General features: G+C 46.3%; 21 protein-coding genes and 1 other RNA gene. 14 read left to right on the top strand and 8 right to left on the bottom strand.

Going from position 1 to position 18,747, the window contains the following annotated elements; genetic code table 11:
- Positions 1–14: 14 nt before the first annotated feature.
- Together ACO9K6_RS06685 and ACO9K6_RS06680 are read right to left on the bottom strand one after the other, a co-directional pair.
- Positions 15–209: a hypothetical protein gene (locus ACO9K6_RS06685; protein ID WP_424766764.1), complete on the bottom strand. Its 195-nt coding sequence runs from the start codon at positions 207–209 to the stop codon at positions 15–17.
- A 142-nt stretch (positions 210–351) separates the two neighbouring features.
- Positions 352–1,149 (bottom strand): YitT family protein, encoded by a 798-nt coding sequence (locus ACO9K6_RS06680; RefSeq protein ID WP_424766911.1) that lies wholly within the window; start codon positions 1,147–1,149, stop codon positions 352–354.
- Between the two features lie 196 nt (positions 1,150–1,345).
- Here ACO9K6_RS06680 and ACO9K6_RS06675 point away from each other — a divergent pair, with 196 nt between their 5' ends.
- From ACO9K6_RS06675 to ACO9K6_RS06660, 4 genes are all read left to right on the top strand, one after another.
- Positions 1,346–2,938: a DEAD/DEAH box helicase gene (locus tag ACO9K6_RS06675; protein WP_424766763.1), complete on the top strand. Its 1,593-nt coding sequence runs from the start codon at positions 1,346–1,348 to the stop codon at positions 2,936–2,938.
- Between the two features lie 104 nt (positions 2,939–3,042).
- Entirely contained in the window at positions 3,043–3,834 is a 792-nt protein-coding gene (locus ACO9K6_RS06670; protein WP_424766762.1) for a YesL family protein, read from the top strand.
- A 50-nt stretch (positions 3,835–3,884) separates the two neighbouring features.
- Positions 3,885–4,067: non-coding RNA, 6S RNA (gene ssrS, locus ACO9K6_RS06665), on the top strand.
- A gap of 111 nt (positions 4,068–4,178) precedes the next feature.
- Positions 4,179–4,568 carry a DUF1499 domain-containing protein gene (locus tag ACO9K6_RS06660; protein ID WP_424766761.1) on the top strand — a complete coding sequence of 130 codons (390 nt, stop codon included), beginning with the start codon at positions 4,179–4,181 and terminating at the stop codon, positions 4,566–4,568.
- A gap of 80 nt (positions 4,569–4,648) precedes the next feature.
- Here ACO9K6_RS06660 and tpx read toward each other — a convergent pair whose 3' ends face one another.
- Positions 4,649–5,167, bottom strand: coding sequence for a thiol peroxidase (gene tpx / locus ACO9K6_RS06655; protein WP_424766760.1), 519 nt, complete (start codon positions 5,165–5,167; stop codon positions 4,649–4,651).
- 102 nt (positions 5,168–5,269) lie between these two features.
- Between tpx and ACO9K6_RS06650 the strand changes: the two genes are divergently transcribed.
- Complete coding sequence (locus tag ACO9K6_RS06650; protein WP_424766759.1) at positions 5,270–5,911, top strand: rhomboid family intramembrane serine protease; 642 nt, start codon at positions 5,270–5,272, stop codon at positions 5,909–5,911.
- Between the two features lie 40 nt (positions 5,912–5,951).
- Positions 5,952–6,848, top strand: a complete 897-nt coding sequence (locus ACO9K6_RS06645; RefSeq protein ID WP_424766758.1) for a LysR family transcriptional regulator — start codon at positions 5,952–5,954, stop codon at positions 6,846–6,848.
- A gap of 54 nt (positions 6,849–6,902) precedes the next feature.
- Here the strand turns inward: ACO9K6_RS06645 and ACO9K6_RS06640 are convergent, their stop codons facing one another.
- Entirely contained in the window at positions 6,903–7,583 is a 681-nt protein-coding gene (locus ACO9K6_RS06640; protein WP_424766757.1) for a zinc metallopeptidase, read from the bottom strand.
- A gap of 39 nt (positions 7,584–7,622) precedes the next feature.
- Positions 7,623–8,048: a MerR family transcriptional regulator gene (locus ACO9K6_RS06635; protein WP_424766756.1), complete on the bottom strand. Its 426-nt coding sequence runs from the start codon at positions 8,046–8,048 to the stop codon at positions 7,623–7,625.
- Positions 8,049–8,396: 348 nt separating this feature from the next.
- Between ACO9K6_RS06635 and ACO9K6_RS06630 the strand changes: the two genes are divergently transcribed.
- From ACO9K6_RS06630 to ACO9K6_RS06620, 3 genes are read left to right on the top strand one after another with little or no spacing between them, the layout of a single operon-like run.
- On the top strand, positions 8,397–9,761 hold the full coding sequence (locus ACO9K6_RS06630; protein WP_424766755.1) for an ammonium transporter: 1,365 nt from the start codon (positions 8,397–8,399) through the stop codon (positions 9,759–9,761).
- Between the two features lie 43 nt (positions 9,762–9,804).
- Positions 9,805–10,875, top strand: coding sequence for a DUF294 nucleotidyltransferase-like domain-containing protein (locus ACO9K6_RS06625; protein WP_424766754.1), 1,071 nt, complete (start codon positions 9,805–9,807; stop codon positions 10,873–10,875).
- Positions 10,876–10,890: 15 nt separating this feature from the next.
- Complete coding sequence (locus tag ACO9K6_RS06620) at positions 10,891–11,625, top strand: 3'-5' exonuclease (protein WP_424766753.1); 735 nt, start codon at positions 10,891–10,893, stop codon at positions 11,623–11,625.
- On the opposite strand, the gene ACO9K6_RS06615 is transcribed toward ACO9K6_RS06620, so the two are convergent.
- The gene (locus ACO9K6_RS06615) at positions 11,611–12,069 is read right to left on the bottom strand and encodes a M67 family metallopeptidase (protein WP_424766752.1); all 459 of its coding nucleotides are present in this window, start codon (positions 12,067–12,069) and stop codon (positions 11,611–11,613) included. The genes ACO9K6_RS06620 and ACO9K6_RS06615 overlap by 15 nt on opposite strands.
- Before the next feature lie 245 nt (positions 12,070–12,314).
- On the opposite strand from ACO9K6_RS06615, the gene ACO9K6_RS06610 reads away from it, so the two are divergent.
- Positions 12,315–12,854, top strand: coding sequence for a TlpA family protein disulfide reductase (locus ACO9K6_RS06610; protein ID WP_424766751.1), 540 nt, complete (start codon positions 12,315–12,317; stop codon positions 12,852–12,854).
- 62 nt (positions 12,855–12,916) lie between these two features.
- Here the strand turns inward: ACO9K6_RS06610 and cimA are convergent, their stop codons facing one another.
- Entirely contained in the window at positions 12,917–14,533 is a 1,617-nt protein-coding gene (gene cimA, locus ACO9K6_RS06605; RefSeq protein ID WP_424766750.1) for a citramalate synthase, read from the bottom strand.
- A gap of 215 nt (positions 14,534–14,748) precedes the next feature.
- Between cimA and ACO9K6_RS06600 the strand changes: the two genes are divergently transcribed.
- Together ACO9K6_RS06600 and ACO9K6_RS06595 are read left to right on the top strand one after the other, a co-directional pair.
- Complete coding sequence (locus ACO9K6_RS06600) at positions 14,749–16,035, top strand: DNA polymerase IV (RefSeq protein ID WP_424766910.1); 1,287 nt, start codon at positions 14,749–14,751, stop codon at positions 16,033–16,035.
- Positions 16,036–16,090: 55 nt separating this feature from the next.
- Positions 16,091–16,327, top strand: a complete 237-nt coding sequence (locus tag ACO9K6_RS06595) for a ferredoxin (RefSeq protein WP_424766749.1) — start codon at positions 16,091–16,093, stop codon at positions 16,325–16,327.
- Between the two features lie 136 nt (positions 16,328–16,463).
- Here the strand turns inward: ACO9K6_RS06595 and ACO9K6_RS06590 are convergent, their stop codons facing one another.
- Positions 16,464–16,604, bottom strand: a complete 141-nt coding sequence (locus ACO9K6_RS06590) for a hypothetical protein (RefSeq protein WP_424766748.1) — start codon at positions 16,602–16,604, stop codon at positions 16,464–16,466.
- A 174-nt stretch (positions 16,605–16,778) separates the two neighbouring features.
- On the opposite strand from ACO9K6_RS06590, the gene ACO9K6_RS06585 reads away from it, so the two are divergent.
- Positions 16,779–17,876 carry a quinone-dependent dihydroorotate dehydrogenase gene (locus ACO9K6_RS06585; RefSeq protein WP_424766909.1) on the top strand — a complete coding sequence of 366 codons (1,098 nt, stop codon included), beginning with the start codon at positions 16,779–16,781 and terminating at the stop codon, positions 17,874–17,876.
- Between the two features lie 17 nt (positions 17,877–17,893).
- Positions 17,894–18,691 (top strand): GTP diphosphokinase, encoded by a 798-nt coding sequence (locus ACO9K6_RS06580; RefSeq protein WP_424766747.1) that lies wholly within the window; start codon positions 17,894–17,896, stop codon positions 18,689–18,691.
- Positions 18,692–18,747: the final 56 nt, after the last annotated feature.

Raw genomic sequence — 18,747 nt, 5'->3', positions numbered from 1 at the left:
TTCGTCCCGATTTGTCAATGTAACAAAGCTTCTCTCTGCTGATTGCAAATACTGTGCTGTACAATTTCCATTGCGTCGGCGGGCTCAAGCAAGGCGAGCCCGTCTCGCAGCACAATGCTGGTATCCATTTCGCGTTCAGTGAGAAAAGGACTAAGCTCTGGGGCGAGCTTCTCTACAATTTGAGACAATTTGACTGTTTCCAAATCCATTGAGCATCACCCTTTCATTTTTTAATGTTCAGGGGAAATCATATGGTAAGAAACCAATAGCTGTGGGATATGAATAGTATAACAGGATCATTTTCAAAAACATAGTGATACGGTATAAATTCCATATTCGCGTATATAGGGATTAATCTTTGGGCTTCGAGAAGTCGCCGATGACGCCTACCGTTTCGACAATGTTGATGAAGGCATGCGGGTCGATTGATTTAATGGTTTTGCTAAGCTCGGCCAGCTCATATTTTGTTCTTACTGTCATCAGCATATCGCGTTCGGCTGATGAATATGCACCACGCGTCTTTATGATTGTTATCCCTCTCGGATGTGTAAGCAGGCGTAAAAGCAGCTCGTCCGTTTTAGTGGTTATAATGAATGCAGTTAGTTTTATATGCCGCACATGAATAGTATCTACTACTTTGCCGGCTGAAAATATCGACAGCAGAGAGTAGAGTGCCAAATCCCAGTTTTTCGAAAAAATGACAAGCAAAGCGATAACAGCGCCATTTAAGATGAAAATGATCATGCCAACGGGTAAATCGCGTTTACGGGTAACGATGGACGCGATAATATCAAAGCCGCCTGAGGAGCCGCCATAGCGAAGCAGCAGACCGCTGCCGAAGCCGACAATAATGCCGCCAAAAACGGAGCCGAGCAGGATGTCATCCACAATTTTCACGATCGGAATGAGCTGGAGAAAAAGCGTCGACAGGATCACCGTGTATATGCTCCAGTAAATAAAACGGTGGCTGATCGCAAACCAGCCCCAGATGAGTACAGGAATATTCAAAAGCAAGTAAAGCCATCCGATATTTGCGCCCGTTATATATCCAATCATCATCGATAAACCAGAGATTCCGCCGCTGAGCAGCTGGTGAGGGATAAGAAACAGATTAAATCCGACCGCAACGAGAAAAGCGCCTGCAGTCATTATAGGTAAATGCAGCGCAAAGCGTTGAGTATGAGGAATCACGGCTATCGCTCCAATGCAATGGAAATTTAGGAAGGGTGCTTTCAACTCATTTAGTATGGCTTTTATTGGTTTACTGGTATTCATGATACAATCTGTGCTATAATGATTTAGATATTCTTAAGTAGGCTGTAGATAAAAGGAGTTTGAGAAAAGTTTGAAAACATTTGCTGAATTTGGCTTGGAACCAAAAGTGTTGCAAGCAATTACTGAACTTGGATTCGAGGAATCCACCCCGATTCAAGACAAAGCAATCCCTATTGCAATGGCCGGCACCGACCTTATTGGCCAAGCACAAACAGGAACAGGGAAGACAGCGGCATTCGGAATTCCGCTCATTAACAAAATTCCGACAAGCGAGGACCGCATTGTCGCATTAATAATGACGCCAACCCGTGAGCTCGCAATCCAAGTGGCTGACGAGATTGGGAAGCTGACAAGATTTAAAGGTCTTCGTTCCCTGCCGATTTACGGCGGACAAGAAATTGGTCGTCAAATCCGCGCACTGAAGAAGAAGCCTCAAATTATCATTGGCACACCTGGTCGCTTGCTTGACCACATCAATCGTAAGACCATTCGTCTTGACGATGTGCAGACGGTCATTCTTGACGAAGCGGACGAAATGCTCGACATGGGCTTCATGGAAGACATTCAGTCGATCCTGAAGCAAGTTCCGGAAGAGCGTCACACCATGCTGTTCTCCGCTACAATGCCGGTCAACATCCAGAAGCTGGCGCAGCAATTTTTGAAAAATCCCGAGCACGTGTCCGTTATTCCGAAGGAAATGACTGCTCCTTCCATTGAACAATTTTACATCGAAGTGCATGAACGTCAGAAGTTCGAAGCGCTTAGCCGTTTGCTTGACATGGAGTCGCCTGAGCTTGCCATCATCTTCGGTCGTACAAAGCGCCGTGTTGATGAGTTGAGCGAAGCGCTTCAGAAGAGAGGCTACTCCGCTGACGGCTTGCACGGAGACTTGTCCCAAAATCAAAGGGACAGCGTCATGCGCAAATTCCGTGACGGAAGCATTGACGTATTGGTCGCAACGGACGTTGCTGCCCGCGGCTTGGATGTATCAGGCGTAACGCATGTCGTTAACTTTGACCTTCCGCAAGATCCAGAAAGCTATGTCCACCGTATCGGTCGTACCGGCCGTGCGGGCAAGGAAGGAACGGCATGGTCGTTCGTTACTCCGCGTGAGATCGATCACCTGCATTTCATCGAGAAGATTACGCGTCAGAAGATGAATCGCAAAGCGCTTCCAAGCATTGCTGAAGCGATTGAAGGCAAACAGCGCGTAACGGCTGAACGCATTCTGGATGTTGTTCAAAGCGATGAGTTCTCAGAATACAAAGCGATTTCCATCCAATTGTTGGAGCAGTATGATTCCGTTCACCTTTTGGCTGCTGCTATTAAGCTGCTTACAGGCGAGAAGAAGAATGTGGACGTTGAGCTGACACCGGAAGAGCCATTGCGCGCGAAGAAGCGTAGACCGGATATCCGGTCGAATGGACGTCCTTTCAACCGCAGCGGCAGTTCATCTTCATCCTACGGCGGTAACCGTTCAAGCGGCGGTGGATACCGTGGACGCGATGACAAACGCGGCGGAAGCAGCACAGGCAGCTCTCGCGGCGGCTATGAGAACCGTAGCGGTAGTGGCGGTTCATCCTATGGCGGCAAGAAAAGCAGCGAAGGACGTTCAGAGAACCGTCGTCCAAAGAGCGGCTCCGATGGTTATGTAAATAACTAATTCAAACAACCGAGAAGTCCGTGATGCCTGCGGGCATCCGAACCTTCTCGGTTATTTATTTTTAGTATTGTGGGAGCAATCTTACTAATCTGGAGGCAGATTCAATGGAACCAAGAGGGCTAATGGGTGGATTTTACCGAATATCCGAATGGATCATGCGGTTATCGGTCATCAATGTATTGTGGATTGTTTGTTCAATCCCATTCGTTTTCTTGGCATTTCCGTTGCTTATGGCAGGCGGAACAACAGAAGCTGAAATGCTTAGTCAAATTTATACATCGCTAATATTAATGGCGATTGTTGCTCCATTTACATTGTTTCCGGCTACTGCGGCCATGTTCGCTGTGGCTCGTAAGTGGGTAATGGGAGAGACCGATGTCGGTTTGTTTAAGACATTTTTCCGGGGCTATAAGGAGAATTACAAGCAAAGCATGATTGGCGGTATCATTTATACCATCCTTCTCGCCATTATGATTGTCGATTTTATCGTCTATCGTGAGCAATTGCAGCTCCTCTCTTACATTTTCATCGCTTTCTTAGTGCTGCTTGTCGTTTCATTATTTAATTTTTTCTCTATGCTTGTCCATTATCATATGAAAACGTTTCAATTGTTGAAAAATGCGGTCCTTATTACGATAGGGAAACCGTTCCGCTCGCTTTCTACGGCGATCATGGCTTTGGCCGTCATGTATTTCAGCACAAGATTTACTTTTTTAATCCCTTTCTTTATGGGTAGTATTATCGCGTATCTGTCATTCTGGAACTTTTATCTGATTTATCAGAAGCTTCAGGATCAGGCGGAAAAAGCGAAGTTAGCTGAAGAGGAAGAGGCGGAGAAGGCTGCTGAGCTGGACCGTGAGGATTTGCTGAAGAGTGATTCGAGCAAAGGAAATTAATAACAGTTCCTCATCGTTTACTTTTATTCTCGTTCAGTCTATAATAACAATACCTCCTGCGATGCTCGTTACGGCTTTACGCTGTTTTGAACCAATGGCTGTTTCACGGGAGACCTAAATCGAAGCGTAGCTGACATGCCCCCGAAAGGGGATCTCAAAAGCGATTCTGCGGTCACCCACCTGCGTAAGCGGGTTCAGAAACATGTGAGTCGGACGGCATAGGCGGGTTTTTGCAACAAATCAAGAGCATTTGCTGGTAAAACCAGTGATAGCTCTTTTTTCATTTGTTTAAACGTGCTATCATAAAGAGTAATGTACATAGATGCCGGAGGGGGAGATCGTTTTTGTTGAAGCGGACCTTGATCGGGCTTCTGCGCAGTCATGAACAGACTGGAGACAAAGCCAAGGATCCAATGCTCAAATCTCATTTCTACAAGCTGTCGAAAGACAAGGCTTGGGAAGAAGTGATATCGACTCTAAAGAAAATGCAAGGTTACAAGGTGCTGCATGAGGTGCAGTCAGTAGGGGAAATTGTGCTTGAGAAGCGCACTGCGTTCGGTAGGACGATGGACATTACGGTTTCCGTTATTAGCGTGAATCCGCTTCAATCGGCGGTGGATATTTATTCGGCTTCCCGTGGGTCGCTCGGGGATCTAGGATCCAATTACCGTGTAATATTAGATTTATATCGTACTCTTGATAAGAAGCTTGCCGCATTTAAAGTAAATAAGTAATACATAAACAAAGCGAGGAAGGAAGTCCTTCTCTCGCTTTGTTTGCAATAATGCTATTTTAGCCTTGCAGCGGTTAAAGTTTATACAAGGGCTTTAACGGCGTTGATCGCTTGCTCATAGTTCGGGTGCTCCGTCATTTCCGGCAAATATTCTACGTATTGAATTTTGTCGTTTGCATCAATAATGAAGATAGAGCGATGATCAAGGCCCAGCTCTTTAATATATACGCCATAAGCTTCACCAAAGCTGTGAGCTTTGTAATCAGACAGCATAACGACCTGATCTACGCCTGCAGCGCCGCACCAGCGTGATTGTGCGAATGGGAGGTCAACGCTAACCGTTAGAACGGCTACGTTATTGCCTAGCGAGCCTGCTGCTTCGTTGAAACGGCGCGTTTGCGCATCGCAGACGCCGGTATCAATGGATGGCACGACGCTAACTAATTTGATTTTACCGGAGAAGTCCTTAAGGGAAACTGTTTCAACTAGTGATTTGTTCAATGTGAAGTCAGGAGCCTGATCTCCTACCTTCAATTCTGGTCCAACTAATGTGATCGGGTTGCCTTTGAAAGTGGCAGCGCCATTACGTTCTTGTGACATGTGTATACTTCCTCCTCTTGTTGAATATGGTGAATACCACATTCATTATAAGCGTTTGGAAATAGCTCTGTCCAATTATTGGTGAGAAAAGGGGATGTAAAAATGATCTTCTTGCGATACGAAAGCTTTCGTTCCTATTTACGGCTATATCCGGTTACGGCATCCCTTATTGCGTTAAATATGGTTTATTTTATTATAATTGCAGTATATGGTGATACGAACAACGGACTCCATGCAATAAAATTTGGCGCTTTTGTTACCAATACTGCGTTTGATCCGTATGGTATGTTGCAGCCTTGGCGTTATGTAACATCGATGTTCATGCATGCTGGTCTTGAGCATTTGCTATATAATATGTTTGCATTGCTTGTATTCGCGCCGCCGTTGGAGCGTCTGCTGGGGTCTTTGAATTATGCGCTTTTTTATGTGATTTGCGGCATCGGCGGCAATGCAATGAGTGCAATCGTAAATGTTGTCACGAATGATCCGGATACTCATGTTGGCGTAGGCGCCTCAGGCGCTATATATGGCGTTTATGGCGCGTATCTATATCTATCGTTGTTCCGAAAGTCGCAGCTGGATGAAAGCTCGCGTAAGACGGTTTATACGATTTTAATTTTTGGTGTTATTTATTCTTTGCTAGTACCGCAAGTCGATTTATGGGCTCATGTCGGAGGCGGTCTTGCTGGATTCCTGCTTTATCAACTATTTGATCGAATGAAGGCGCGTAAACATCGGCGCTAAATTTGAAAACTAATTATGTACGGGAGAGAAACGAACCGGTATGGAACTTCGTCAGCTTCATTATTTCGTAAAGGTAGCCAAAAAAGAGCATGTGACGCAAGCTGCAGAAGAGCTGCATGTTGCTCAATCTGCCGTAAGTCGCCAAATCCATCAGCTGGAAGAAGAGCTGGGCGTAAAGCTGTTTGTCCAAAAGGGCAGAAATCTGCAGCTTACACCAGTTGGGCAATTATTTTTAAAAAGAGCTGAGGTCATCATAGCTGACTTGGAGAGAGCGGTTATCGAGATTCATGAATTTTTGGATCCAGAGAAGGGCGAGATCAGGCTGGGGTTTCCTCACAGCTTAGGTATATCTTTGATCCCTCAGGTGGTTGCGGCCTTTCGAAAGAGCCATCCTAACGTAAAGTTCCGGTTCAAGCAGGGTATGTATCCGTCACTTATCCGTGATATGGTTAAAGGGGAGATTGACTTAGCCTTTATTTCTCCGTTTCCTGACGAGCATGATTTTGTGTGCGGCGAGGTGCTGCTCACAGAGGAGCTATATGCGATCTTGCCCCCAGGACATCCGTTCTCGGATAAAGAGTCGATAAAGCTAAAGGAGCTTGCGGAGGAGACGTTTGTATTGTTCAGCGAAGGTTATTCTCTGCGGCCTATCGTGTGGGATGCTTGTCAGCAGGCCGGTTTCACACCAAAGATCGGCTTTGAGGGCGAAGAAACAGATACGATCCGCGGGTTAGTGGCTGCGGGAATGGGAGTAAGTCTCTTGCCGGAGATGGCGCTGCATTATACAGGACCGCTGCAGCCTTCCAAGGTGCGTGTAACAGAACCGCAGGTTACACGCACGATTGGTCTCATTAGGCGTTCTAATGAGAAGTTGCCGCTGGTCGCTAAAGTATTTCACGGTTTTTTGCTCCGATATTTCCAGGATCGACTCCAATAAAAAGAGAAGCTCCGATTGGTTCTATGACCAATCGGAGCTTCTCTTTTTTTGCGATTATTCTTGTCTGCTGCCTGCAACGAAAATCATAATAAAGCGTACGAGCTCGAGCAAGGAGAGAAGGGCTGCGGCAACATAGGTTAACGCTGCTGCATTGAGAACTTTAGCTACTCCGCGTTCTTCGTCATTTGTAATAAAGCCTTCCGCAATCATCAGGTCTCGCGCGCGACTGCTGGCATTAAACTCTACCGGAAGCGTAATAAGCTGGAAGGCTACAGCTACCGAGAAAAATATAATCCCAAGACCAATCAAATTGAGCGCCGAAAAAAGAATGCCGGCAATGAGCAGGAACGGCGCGATGCCAGACGCGAAATTAACGACTGGGAAAATACGATGGCGCAGAACGAGCATTGGGTAATGCTCGGCGTGCTGTATAGCGTGTCCGACCTCATGACAGGCTACTGAAACAGCGGAAATCGAGTTTTCGTAATATACCGGCTCGGATAACCGGACTACGCGATGAATCGGATCGTAGTGGTCGGTCAGCGTGCCTCGCACAGGTTCAATCGGGACGTCATGCAAGCCATTTGAATCGAGCATTCTGCGCGCTGCTTGGTAGCCGGTTAGGCCGCTGTTTGCCTGTACCTTCGTCCACTTCTTGAAGGTGCCTTTCACTCGGAATTGGGCCCAAATCGTCAGTATAAAGGCGAGAATAGTTAAGATGTAAATATACGTCATTTAGTCATTCCTCCATTTAGAATGATGTGTTCTGTTACGTTACATGAGAGAGCTCTTGTTAATAATGAGCATGAGCGCTTCAATGCAAGCGGCTGTTTGCGGCATAAGACGAGTGTAAAGGTGGTTAGCTTGCCGAGGCTTTAGCTGCTTGATGACAGGCTCTAACTCCTTTACTTCGCGCTCCAGTTGGCTTAAGTGAAACTGCAGGTCGGATAGCTTGCGTGATACCTGCTCCTCTGGCGTAATTTTGCTCCAGCTATCAATCGTTGCTTTTATCTCATCTAACGTATATTTATCTTTTTTCATTTGTTCAATACGTTTGAGTCGCTGCAGAGTTTCATCTGAATATAATCGGTAGTTTTTGGCCGATCGTTCAGCTGGTTCAATTAAACCTAGCGAAGTGTAGTAGTCTATGGTCCGTGGACTAATATTAGCCAGTTTTGAGAGCTCTCCAATTCGATACATGCTTATCGCCTCCATTCCTTCAGCATTTTTCGTTATTACTAATGATAATAGTAAAGTAACCATACAGTCAAACGTATTACATTTGTATGTGAATCGTTTGCTTTATATGCGAATGTATAGGAAACGATGCCTAGAAGAAAGAAAAATGCGAAGAATGAGAAAGCTATAAGGGCATATTTGGGGATGGATTGTTAAAAAACTTAACGTTCGTGTTGGTTTATATGCCGAACGTTAGATTTTTTTCTGAAAATCGCATAAAACATATTGTCAAATTGAGCACTAGTGACTATAATGACATTAAGTCTTTCCGCATATGTAAGAAAACATAACATTTAGGGAGTGGTCGTAATGTTTAAGAAAACGATGTTAGCTTTAGGAATCTTTACCCTGCTATTTCCATTAGCGGCGTTTGCAGAGGATCCATCCGCTGCGACGTTGAATATGGGACTTAACTCTCTGTGGGTTATGCTTGCATTTATTCTGGTACTGCTAATGCAAGGTGGATTTATACTTCTCGAAACAGGCTCAACCCGAATGAAAAACGCAGGTCACGTCGCAGGTAAAACCATCTTTACAACTGGCCTGGCAGCACTCATATATTGGGCATTTGGTTACGGTATTGCATTTGGCGGAGACAGTCCGGTAAACGCATTGTTCGGATGGGGTAACTTCTTCTTCAATCCTTCTATTACTGCAGTAGAAGGCGATAGCTATCCAAGTACTGTTTTCTTCTTGTTCCAATTAGCATTCGCAGCGGTTTCTCTCTCCATTGCATGGGGCGGCTTCGCAGAAAGAGCAAAGCTTTCTTCTTACATCGTTTTCACTTTGTTTTTCGTCGCTATCATTTATCCTACGGTTGCTCACTGGATTTGGGGCGGCGGCTGGTTGGCAGCAGACGGAGCGCAAGATTTTGCAGGCTCCACGGTTGTTCACTTAACAGGTGCTGTTGCGGCATTCGCAGCCACCGTGTTGCTTAAACCGCGTATCGGTAAATTTAACAAAGACGGCTCTGCTAATGAGATTTTGGGACATAACCAAGTATTCACTGCACTTTCCGTATTACTGCTTTGGGTGGGTTGGTTCGGCTTCAATGCAGGCAGCACAGTTGCAATCGGCGATGGCTTCTTCGGTTTTGTAGCATTTAACACGATGCTTGGAGCTGGCGCAGGCGGCGTAGCGGCACTTCTTATTTCTTGGGCGGTTACTGGTAAAGCGGATATTACCACCATGCTTAACGGTACGCTTGCAGGTCTTGTAGCTATCACAGCTTCCTGTGCTTTCGTTGATCCATGGGCGGCAGTCGTAATTGGTCTAGTAGCTGGCGTGCTTGTATTCTACAGCGTAAAGTTTTTCGAGAAAGTTAAAGTTGACGATCCGATTTACGCTTTGTCTGTTCACGGTATGGCTGGTATCTGGGGTACGCTTGCGAATGGTATCTTCGCTACACAAGCGCTAGCCGATAAAGTCGGCATTGGTCAAGGCGGTTTGATTGATACTGGCAGCTGGAAACAGCTTTGGGTACAATTCGAATCGGTTGTGGTGGCGGGTGCTTTCGTTATGGCGGCATCGTTCCTCATTCTTGGTATCATGAAAAAAGTTATGGGCTTCCGTGTAACAGAAGAGCAAGAAATTATCGGTCTTGACCTTAGTGAGCATGGCGCTTATGGTTATCCTGAGCAAATGAAAAAGTCAGGTCAAAACATTCAAGGATAATGGATGCAAGTAGGATAGACTGACCGAAGGAGAGGGCGGAAGCATGAGTGATCCGGTGCGGTTGCAGCTACTGAAGCAGATTAGTTCTGCTGCTGATGTTGAAGGGCTGCGAAACTTGCGGGATCAGGTACACGAACAGATGGATGCTCTTCTCCCAACGCGTCCGGTCGAACAATTTAATGAACAATTGAATGAGGTGCACGATGCGGTAATTAGGCGCTCGATTATCCTCGCAGAAGCGGAAATGGCACGGTTGGGGAAGGGTTCTCCCCCCGTGCCTTACGCGTATTTGCTGTTCGGCAGCGGCGGTCGGAAAGAGCAGACATTGTCAAGTGATCAAGACAGCGGTGTTGTCTATGAGGATCCAGTATCTGATTTAGCTGAGGATGTAAAACTATTTTTTCAAGAGTTATGTCATTTAATCGTTCAAAATTTACAACAGGTCGGTTATCCGCCATGTGAGGGAAATGTTCTAAGCAGTAATCCGGAGTGGTGCTTATCATTAGCGGAATGGAGCCATAAGCTGGAGCGTTGGTTTGAGGAGCCGGCTTGGGAAGCCGTCCGCTATTTATTGATTGTTGCCGATGGAAGATGTATTTTTGGCGAGGAGCGGCTTGTGGCAGCTTTGAAGGATTCGTTTTTTACGGATACGTTGAATCATCCGGTTATTTTAAAGCGAATGCTGGATAACACGCTGCGCCATAAGGTGCTGCTTGGAGTTTTTGGCCAGCTATTGAAAGAGCAATATGGCGAGGATGCCGGAAGCCTGGATATTAAATACGGTGCTTATATCCCGATGGTTAACTCTATCCGATTAATGTCCATTCAGGCGGGGATTCGAGAAACGTCAACGCTTGACCGAATGAGGATGCTGGTTGAGGCTGGTAAATTGACTGCTGCAGAGGCTGCCGTATATGAGCAGGCATTTCGGCTCTTTCTCCGCTTACGCCTAATGACTACGGAGCAGCTGGCAGACGGTCTATATGCCAATAATGGCAAGCTGTCCAGCCGCAAGCTTACGAAAGAAATGACGGATGAATTAAAGAGCAGTCTGCGTCTAGGCAAGAAGCTGCAACGAGCGGTGTTCAAGCATACGATGGGGAGGCTTACGTAAGGCGGTGGCAGGTAAATGAAGGATCAAAAAGGTGTCGGTCGCATGTGGAGCTTGTACAAAATGGGAGGTTTTACGCCTGCCATCGCTTCTATGCTAGGCTCCCAAAATGCACAGCAGATGGCTTTTATTCGAAATGCTAACAGAGAGCAGCGCAAGCAATCCATGTTTGACATGCCGCTTCGCGAGCTTGAGGCCGTCGTATTCGATTTGGAGACGACGGGCTTTTATCCGAATAACGGGGATGAAATCATATCTTTTGGCGCCGTGCTTATTCGTGGCGGGGAACTGGTAGAGAGCGAATGCTTCTATAGCCTCGTCAACCCGAAACGAAAAATTCCAAAGGCTATTGTCGAATTGACCGGTATAACGAATGAAATGACGCAGGATGCGCCTGACCTGATGCAGGTATTGCATGACTTTATGGAATTTGTTGGAAGGCGATTGCTTATTGCGCATGCATCCGGCCACGATAAGCAGTTTCTTAATGCCGCTTTATGGCGTACCTCTAAAATTAACCTGAATCATCGGGTGCTGGACACGATGATGGTTGCGAAGTGGCTGGAGCCGAAGCGCGAGAGCTACAGTCTTGATGAGCTGCTGGTTAGCTGCTGTATCCCTATTACCGAGCGGCATCATGCGCTTCAGGATTCTCTTATGACCGCCAGGCTGTGGCAAAATTATTTAGAGCGCATATTAGAGAGGAATATTACAACGCTTGGGGATTTATATGCTTATTTAAGCAATCACTAGCTCAATTGGAATAAACGACCCGGATACTAGGCGATACGGCCGGACGTCGGGGCTTTCACTGTTCTTCAAGGAAATGATCCAATAAGATAAACCGGAGGCAGGCAGGAAGCCTTCTGTATCATCAGTGGATGGTACTGCGTCCGTTCGTGGATGGGAATGAAACAAGCCGACAAGCGTTTGTCGGTTTTTTTGCATTTCATAATAAACGGCGGTCCATTCTGCTGGATCAAAGGAAAAAGCATAGGTTGGATTAATATGCGTGTTTGTGATTGGAATAATTGTATCAATAACAGGAGCTTGGGAGGAGCCAGCTGTAGCAGCTGAAGGTGACTGATTGCTTGCTAAAATACCGCAGGCTTCGATTGGTTTTGCTTCCAGACAAATTTGCAAGAGACGATCATAGGCGTTTTTTGTGATGAAGCTGTTAGTCTGCTGTATTTCCATGAACAGGCCTCCTCGTATCGTGATATATGGCTAAGTATAGCGGAAAACAAAGGGGAGCGCTAACCTGATCTTAATGTGCTAATCGGCAGGGAATGGATGCTGCTCCAAATGGATAGGCTAGAAGATATATAAACGTGACGGTTTTATGGCTAATGCGGCCTGCGGCTTGAGCTTCTCGGCTGTGCATGTTACCATTTAGCCATAAAGGTAAACGGACTGAATTTCCAATAGAAGGCAGGTTCACCATGAAACGAATGATTGCGCTATTTACGATCGCATTTGTATTTGCTGGATTAGCTGTTTTTCAATATAGGAATGATGCTTCGACTTCGGTCACGAACGCGGCTGAGCCTGAAGGCTTTAAGCCAAAGGCGGGTTATCAGGCTGCTGTATTTAAGCTCCCAGACCTTGAAGAACGGCCATTTGAAATTGGAGGTAAGCAGGAGAAGCTTAGCTTCGTTAATTTTTGGGCATCCTGGTGCGGTCCTTGTGAGCTCGAAGCGCCGGACTTGCAGCAATTGCACGAAAAATACGGCGAAGCCATCCAAATGTACGGTGTAAATGCAACAAAGTACGATAAGGAGAGATCAGCAAGAGAGTTCGTTGACGAGCATGAGTTTAGCTTTACGATTCTAATGGACCGTGCTGGCGATGCAACGAAGCAATATAAAGTCGACACATTCCCGACGACCTTCCTTATTGATAGCGAGGGCGTCATCAGAGAACGTATTAACGGGGTTATTACTTATGAAGAGTGGGAGCGTCTGATTGAGAAGTGGATGTAATCATAATGAAGACAAGGGCCGCTTAATCATCCAATAATGGACGTTTAAGCGGCCCTTGTTGTCTAATGATTCACAAGTCCGATTCGATCAAGAGGATCCGAATGGGCACCTTCAACTTTGACCATATTAAGCAATGCATAACGAATGCTGTCTACAAGAGCCTCCCAGCTCGCTTCTAGGACGTTATTGGAAACGCCTACGGTGCTCCATGTATTATCCAGGCTGGTAGATTCAATTAACACACGAACCTTGGCAGCTGTGGCATCCTTCTCGTCGATGACGCGGACCTTATAGTCAGAGAGATGAATATCTTCAATTCTCGGATAAAATTGCATCAATGCCTTGCGTAGAGCGTTATCAAGCGCATTTACAGGACCATTGCCTTCCGCTGCAGTATAAACCTGCTGACCGTCTACATTAATTTTTACGATGGCCTCGGAAATCATTTGAGCATTCGTCTTTTCAACTAAAATTTTGAAGGATTCCACCTTGAAAATCTCCTTCGTTTCACCACCAAAAGCTTCGCGAAGCAGCAGCTCAAGGGAAGCGTCTGCGCCTTCAAATTGATAGCCTTGATGCTCAAGCTCCTTGATTTGATCCATAATAAGCTTAGTCTTCTCGTTGTTGGCGTTCACATCGAGGCCAAGCTCCTGAGCCTTGGAAATAATATTGCTTTGACCCGCAAGCTCAGATACGAGAATACGCTGTTTGTTGCCGACAAGCTCAGGCTGAATATGCTCGTAGGTTTTCGAATCCTTCATGATGGCGGAGACGTGAATGCCGCCTTTGTGGGCGAATGCGGCATTGCCGACATAAGCTTGCCCCACTGGCATATGCACGTTGGCGATTTCGCTAATATAACGGGCAGTGCCAGTTAAAGTGCGCAGCTTCTCTTCCGGTAAAACGTCGTAATTCATTTTAATTTGCAAATTTGGAATAATGGAGCAGAGGTTTGCGTTGCCGCAGCGTTCGCCATAGCCGTTAATTGTACCTTGTACCTGACGTGCACCTGCCTGAACAGCTGCCAATGAGTTCGCGACGGCAAGTTCGCAATCATTATGCGTGTGTATGCCGATTGGTGTATCCAGCTCTTGTGTCACGCGAAATACGATATCTTGAATTTCACCTGGCAGCGTACCGCCGTTTGTGTCGCAAAGCACAAGCCAGTTGGCTCCTGCTTCCTGAGCCTTCTTCAATACCGCGATCGCATATTCAGGATTGTTCTTGTAGCCGTCAAAAAAATGCTCAGCATCGAATAGCGCTTCCATACCGTTACGCTTTAGGTATGCGACCGAATCAAAAATCATGGATAAGTTCTCTTCCAGCGTTGTCTGAAGAGCGGTATGTACATGGAAGTCCCATGACTTACCCACGAGTGTTGCGGCAGGCACACCGGATTCCGCGATGCGAATGAGGCTTGCATCCTGTTCGGCAAGACTATTCTTGCGACGCGTGCTGCCGAAAGCCGTAATTTTAGCATTAAGATTGAACGTTTTAATCCTCTGGAAAAACTCGATATCCTTGCTGTTGCTTCCCGGATTTCCGCCTTCAATATAATGAACGCCCAACGCGTCGAGCTTCTGGGCAATTTTTAGTTTGTCATCCGCCGACAGGCTGATCCCTTCACCTTGTGTACCGTCACGCAGCGTCGTGTCAAAGATTGAAATGTTTGTTGTCATTAATCGGGACGCCTCCTTCACTGATAGCCTTTACAAATCATAATATAATATTATAGCACTTGTTCTTCTGAAAGTAGAGAGGGCAGCTGTAATTTTTGTCATGAACTTTAGGTTTCATATCTTTCCTCCGTTGACTTGTCTGCAGTGGGGGTTGTATGCTGGGGGTGATTAAGCTTCATGAGGCTTTGTTAGGAACAGGCGGTGTGATACACGGTATGACAACAGTGAATGAGTATTACCCGGCCAAGGGCCGCGTGATCATCCATTTGGATATGAATGCCTTCTATTGCTCTGTGCATGAAGCAGAGGAGCCGGAGAAATATAAAAATAGACCTACAGCAGTATCGGGAAGCGTGGAGCAGCGCAAGGGCATTATCGTTACTTGCTCCTATTCGGCGAGAGCTAAAGGAGTCAAGACGGGCATGACTGTTCGAGAGGGTCTTAAGTTATGTCCCGAGCTTATACTTATTAAGCCTGATTTTGATTTATACCGGAAGTATTCGCATGGCTTCATGTCGATTGCAAAGCAATATACGCCGCTTGTAGAGTCGGTTTCGATCGATGAATGTTATATGGATATAACTGGTTCCAAGATGTTCGGATCACCGCTTGAAATTGCCCGGAAGCTGCAGCATCGGATTCAAACGGAATGGTCGATTCCGTGCTCGATAGGCCTCGCCCCCAATAAGCTGCTTGCTAAGATGGCATCTGATATGAAGAAGCCGAACGGTCTTACCGTACTGCGTATTCGAGATGTAAAAAGCGTTTTGTGGGATAAATCATGTGATACGCTGTTCGGAATCGGGAAAAAAACGGCGGATAAGCTCGCTAAGCTGAACATACGCACAATTGGTCAACTGGCAGAAGCGGATGAAGGCTTGCTTAGGAATCATTTTGGCGTTGTCGGCTCTGGGATGAAAGCTGCAGCTCACGGGATTGATCATGGTGAGGTTAATCCGGGCAGAGAGCGCAATAAATCGATTGGTCATACAACGACGCTCCCTCATGATGTTACGGTCCGTGAGGATGTATACCGTGTCATGCTTAATCTGGCCGATCAGACGGGACGAAGGCTTCGCAGACAGAAGCTCGTTGCGACAACGGTTCAAATTACAATTCGCAAGCCTGACATGACGACAATAACTCGTTCGCATACGCTTGCCGAGCCCACGCAGTCAGCGGAGGATTTCTATCGGGAGGCTTGCAAGCTTTATGACAAGCATTGGAAAAATGGCGAACCGATACGGCTGCTGGGTATTACGCTCCAAAATTTATCGCCCCTTGAAGAAACGGCGATGCAGCTTGATTTGTTCAGCTACGAGCAGCAGCCTCGCAAAGAGGCGCTGACGAAGGCGATGGACCAGCTTAGAGATAAGTTTGGCGAGCATGCTGTCTTAACCGCCGGAATGCTGGGAGACGACCCCTCCACCTTAATTAGGAATAAACGAATTCGCGGTACATCCTTGCAAAAGGACGATAGTTTGTTATATATTGATGAATGAAGCTTGACTGTACAGAGACAAGATTATTTTTGAATTTTATTGGGAGGGAATTTCCATGGCTAAATTTACTTGGGTAGAAAAAGATACGTGTATCGCTTGTGGAGCTTGCGGAGCTACCGCTCCTGATATTTATGATTATGACGACGAGGGTATTGCTGAGGTCATATATAAAGCAGATGGTAACACGGGTAACACTGAAATCCCTGAAGAATTGTATGACGATTTGCAGGATGCGGCTGATGGCTGCCCAACGGATTCGATCAAAATTGCTGACGTACCGTTTAATTACTAATCCTATTTAAATCAAAAAAAGCTTCTCCCCGATTGCGAAAGCAGCGGGGAGAAGCTTTTTTTCTTATTTCAAGAAAATCGTAATATGAATCACTAGGCTGTGTTCGTAGGAGTTTATAAATGGCTGACATAACTGGTTAAGAGGTGAAAATAAGGAGAACTGCGACAGCAATAACAACAACGCCGACGATGGAGCCGATCCAGACCAATGCCTTCTTGTTTACTTCTTCCTTCGGTTTTACTTTCATTGTTGCGGGCTTTCTTTTGGCAGCACTCATCGACATTCAACCTTTCCGCATCTAATTGATTAATAGTATATTTTTATTGTAATCGTTTTCTAGACAAGCCGCAATATAAGAGGTGCCTGCGCCATGTGCGCGGGCTCTTTTCTTTTTGTTTCAAAAAAGATAAACTGTCAGATAGAACATACAAGTAGGAACGGAGTGAGTACGTTGCTTTATTCTTCAATTTTAAAACCTATTTTTTTCCGCATGGATCCGGAGAAAGCCCATCACCTCGTCATTGACGGGCTTGCAGCTGGGGGTAAGGTGCCTGGCCTGAATGGTCTCATGCACGCGATGTACGGTGTAGCGGAGTCTCCTGAGCTGGCAACAGAGCTGTTTGGGCTGCGATTTCCCCATCCGGTAGGTCTTGCTGCAGGTTTGGACAAAAACGGCAAGGCGGCGGATGGCTTCTCAAGCGTAGGCTTCGGTTTTGCAGAGGTCGGTACAGTGACACCGAAGGGTCAAGCAGGCAATGAGCAGCCAAGGCTGTTCCGATTGCCGCCGGATGAAGCGTTAATAAACCGCATGGGCTTTAACAATGAAGGCACGGCTGCGATGGCGGAGCGGCTATCTCAACGCAAAATCAGCCGTATTCCGATTGCTGTAAACATCGGTAAAAACAAAACGACGCCAAATGAATTGGCGCATGAGGATTATCAGACCTGCATTCGGGATTTGTATACATATGGTGATTTTTTTGTCGTTAACATCAGCTCTCCAAATACACCGGATCTGCGCGATCTGCAGCATGGGGAAGAACTGAGAAATTTACTGGTTGCGGTAAAAAAGGAATTAAACGCGCAAGCAGCGAAAATAGGTAAGGGGGCTAAGCCAGTCCTTGTAAAGATAGCGCCGGATATGAGTGAACAGCAGCTGGAGCTGACTGTCGCAACAATAATGGAAAGCGGCGTATCGGGAATCATTGCGACAAATACGACGCTATCGCGCTCCGGCCTTCAGCATACAAGTGCAAGTGAAGCGGGCGGGCTAAGCGGAAAGCCGCTCCGCGATCGTTCCACGGCTGTTATTCAAGCCGTTTATCGACAAACAGGCGGTCAGCTGCCCATTATCGGTTCAGGCGGCATTTTTACCGCACAGGATGCATACGATAAAATCCGCGCAGGAGCGTCATTAGTAGAAATATATACGGCGCTCATCTACAAAGGGCCAGGATTGCTTCGTGAATTGACTAATGGTTTAAAGGAATGTTTGCGTAAGGATGGCTTCCGAAACATAGCCGAAGCAGTAGGTGCAGATCATCGTTAGGAACAGGAGGCGGCCGGATGGACGGTAGAGACTGGAATCTTTTTTTACAGCCTTATGAACAAGCGGTTGAAGAATTGAAAGTGAAATTTAAGACGATGCGGGTTGAACTGAAGATTAGAGAGGCTTATGCGCCGATTGAATTTGTCACCGGCCGAGTCAAACGTATTTCAAGTATTTTAGAGAAGGCCAAGCGTCTCCATGTACCTGCAGACCAGTTGGATACGGGTATCGAGGATATTGCGGGTATTCGTATTATGTGTCAGTTTGTTGATGATATCCATCGTGTAGCAGGTCTCATCCGTTCGCGGAAGGATTTGACACTCGTATACGAGAAGGACTACATTACGAACTTTAAGGATAGCGGCTATCGCAGCTACCATATGATTGTGGAATATCCGGTGCAAACCGCTCTCGGCTACAAAATCGTGCTTGCCGAAATTCAAATTCGAACGCTGGCGATGAATTTTTGGGCAACGATCGAGCATTCCTTGAATTACAAGTTTAAGGAAAGCCTGCCCGAGGATGTGCGAAATCGGTTGAAGAAGGCGGCTGAGGCCGCATCTCAGCTTGATACAGAGATGACGAGCATCAGAAAGGAAATTCTGGATGCGCAGACGGAATTCGAGGAACAATCCAATGTTGTCTCTAAGGTGCTCAGCGGCATTCAGGATTTGTATTTCTATCACCGCGTCCGCGAAGCCGCTCAATTCCAGTTGAAATTCAATGAGCAGTTCGAGCAAGAGGATTACCAAGGGCTAAATCAGTTGTCTCTTGATATACAAGCGGCAATTGCTAAAGCCAAAAAATCAAATTAAATTTAATATTAATCTGCAAACAAAGCAGCCGCGTCCTTGAATTGTTGTCAAGGACG

The organism is Paenibacillus praedii (assembly GCF_049725345.1).
In the GTDB taxonomy this organism is placed as follows: domain Bacteria; phylum Bacillota; class Bacilli; order Paenibacillales; family Paenibacillaceae; genus Pristimantibacillus.
This window is presented reverse-complemented; position numbering and strand designations above follow the sequence as displayed.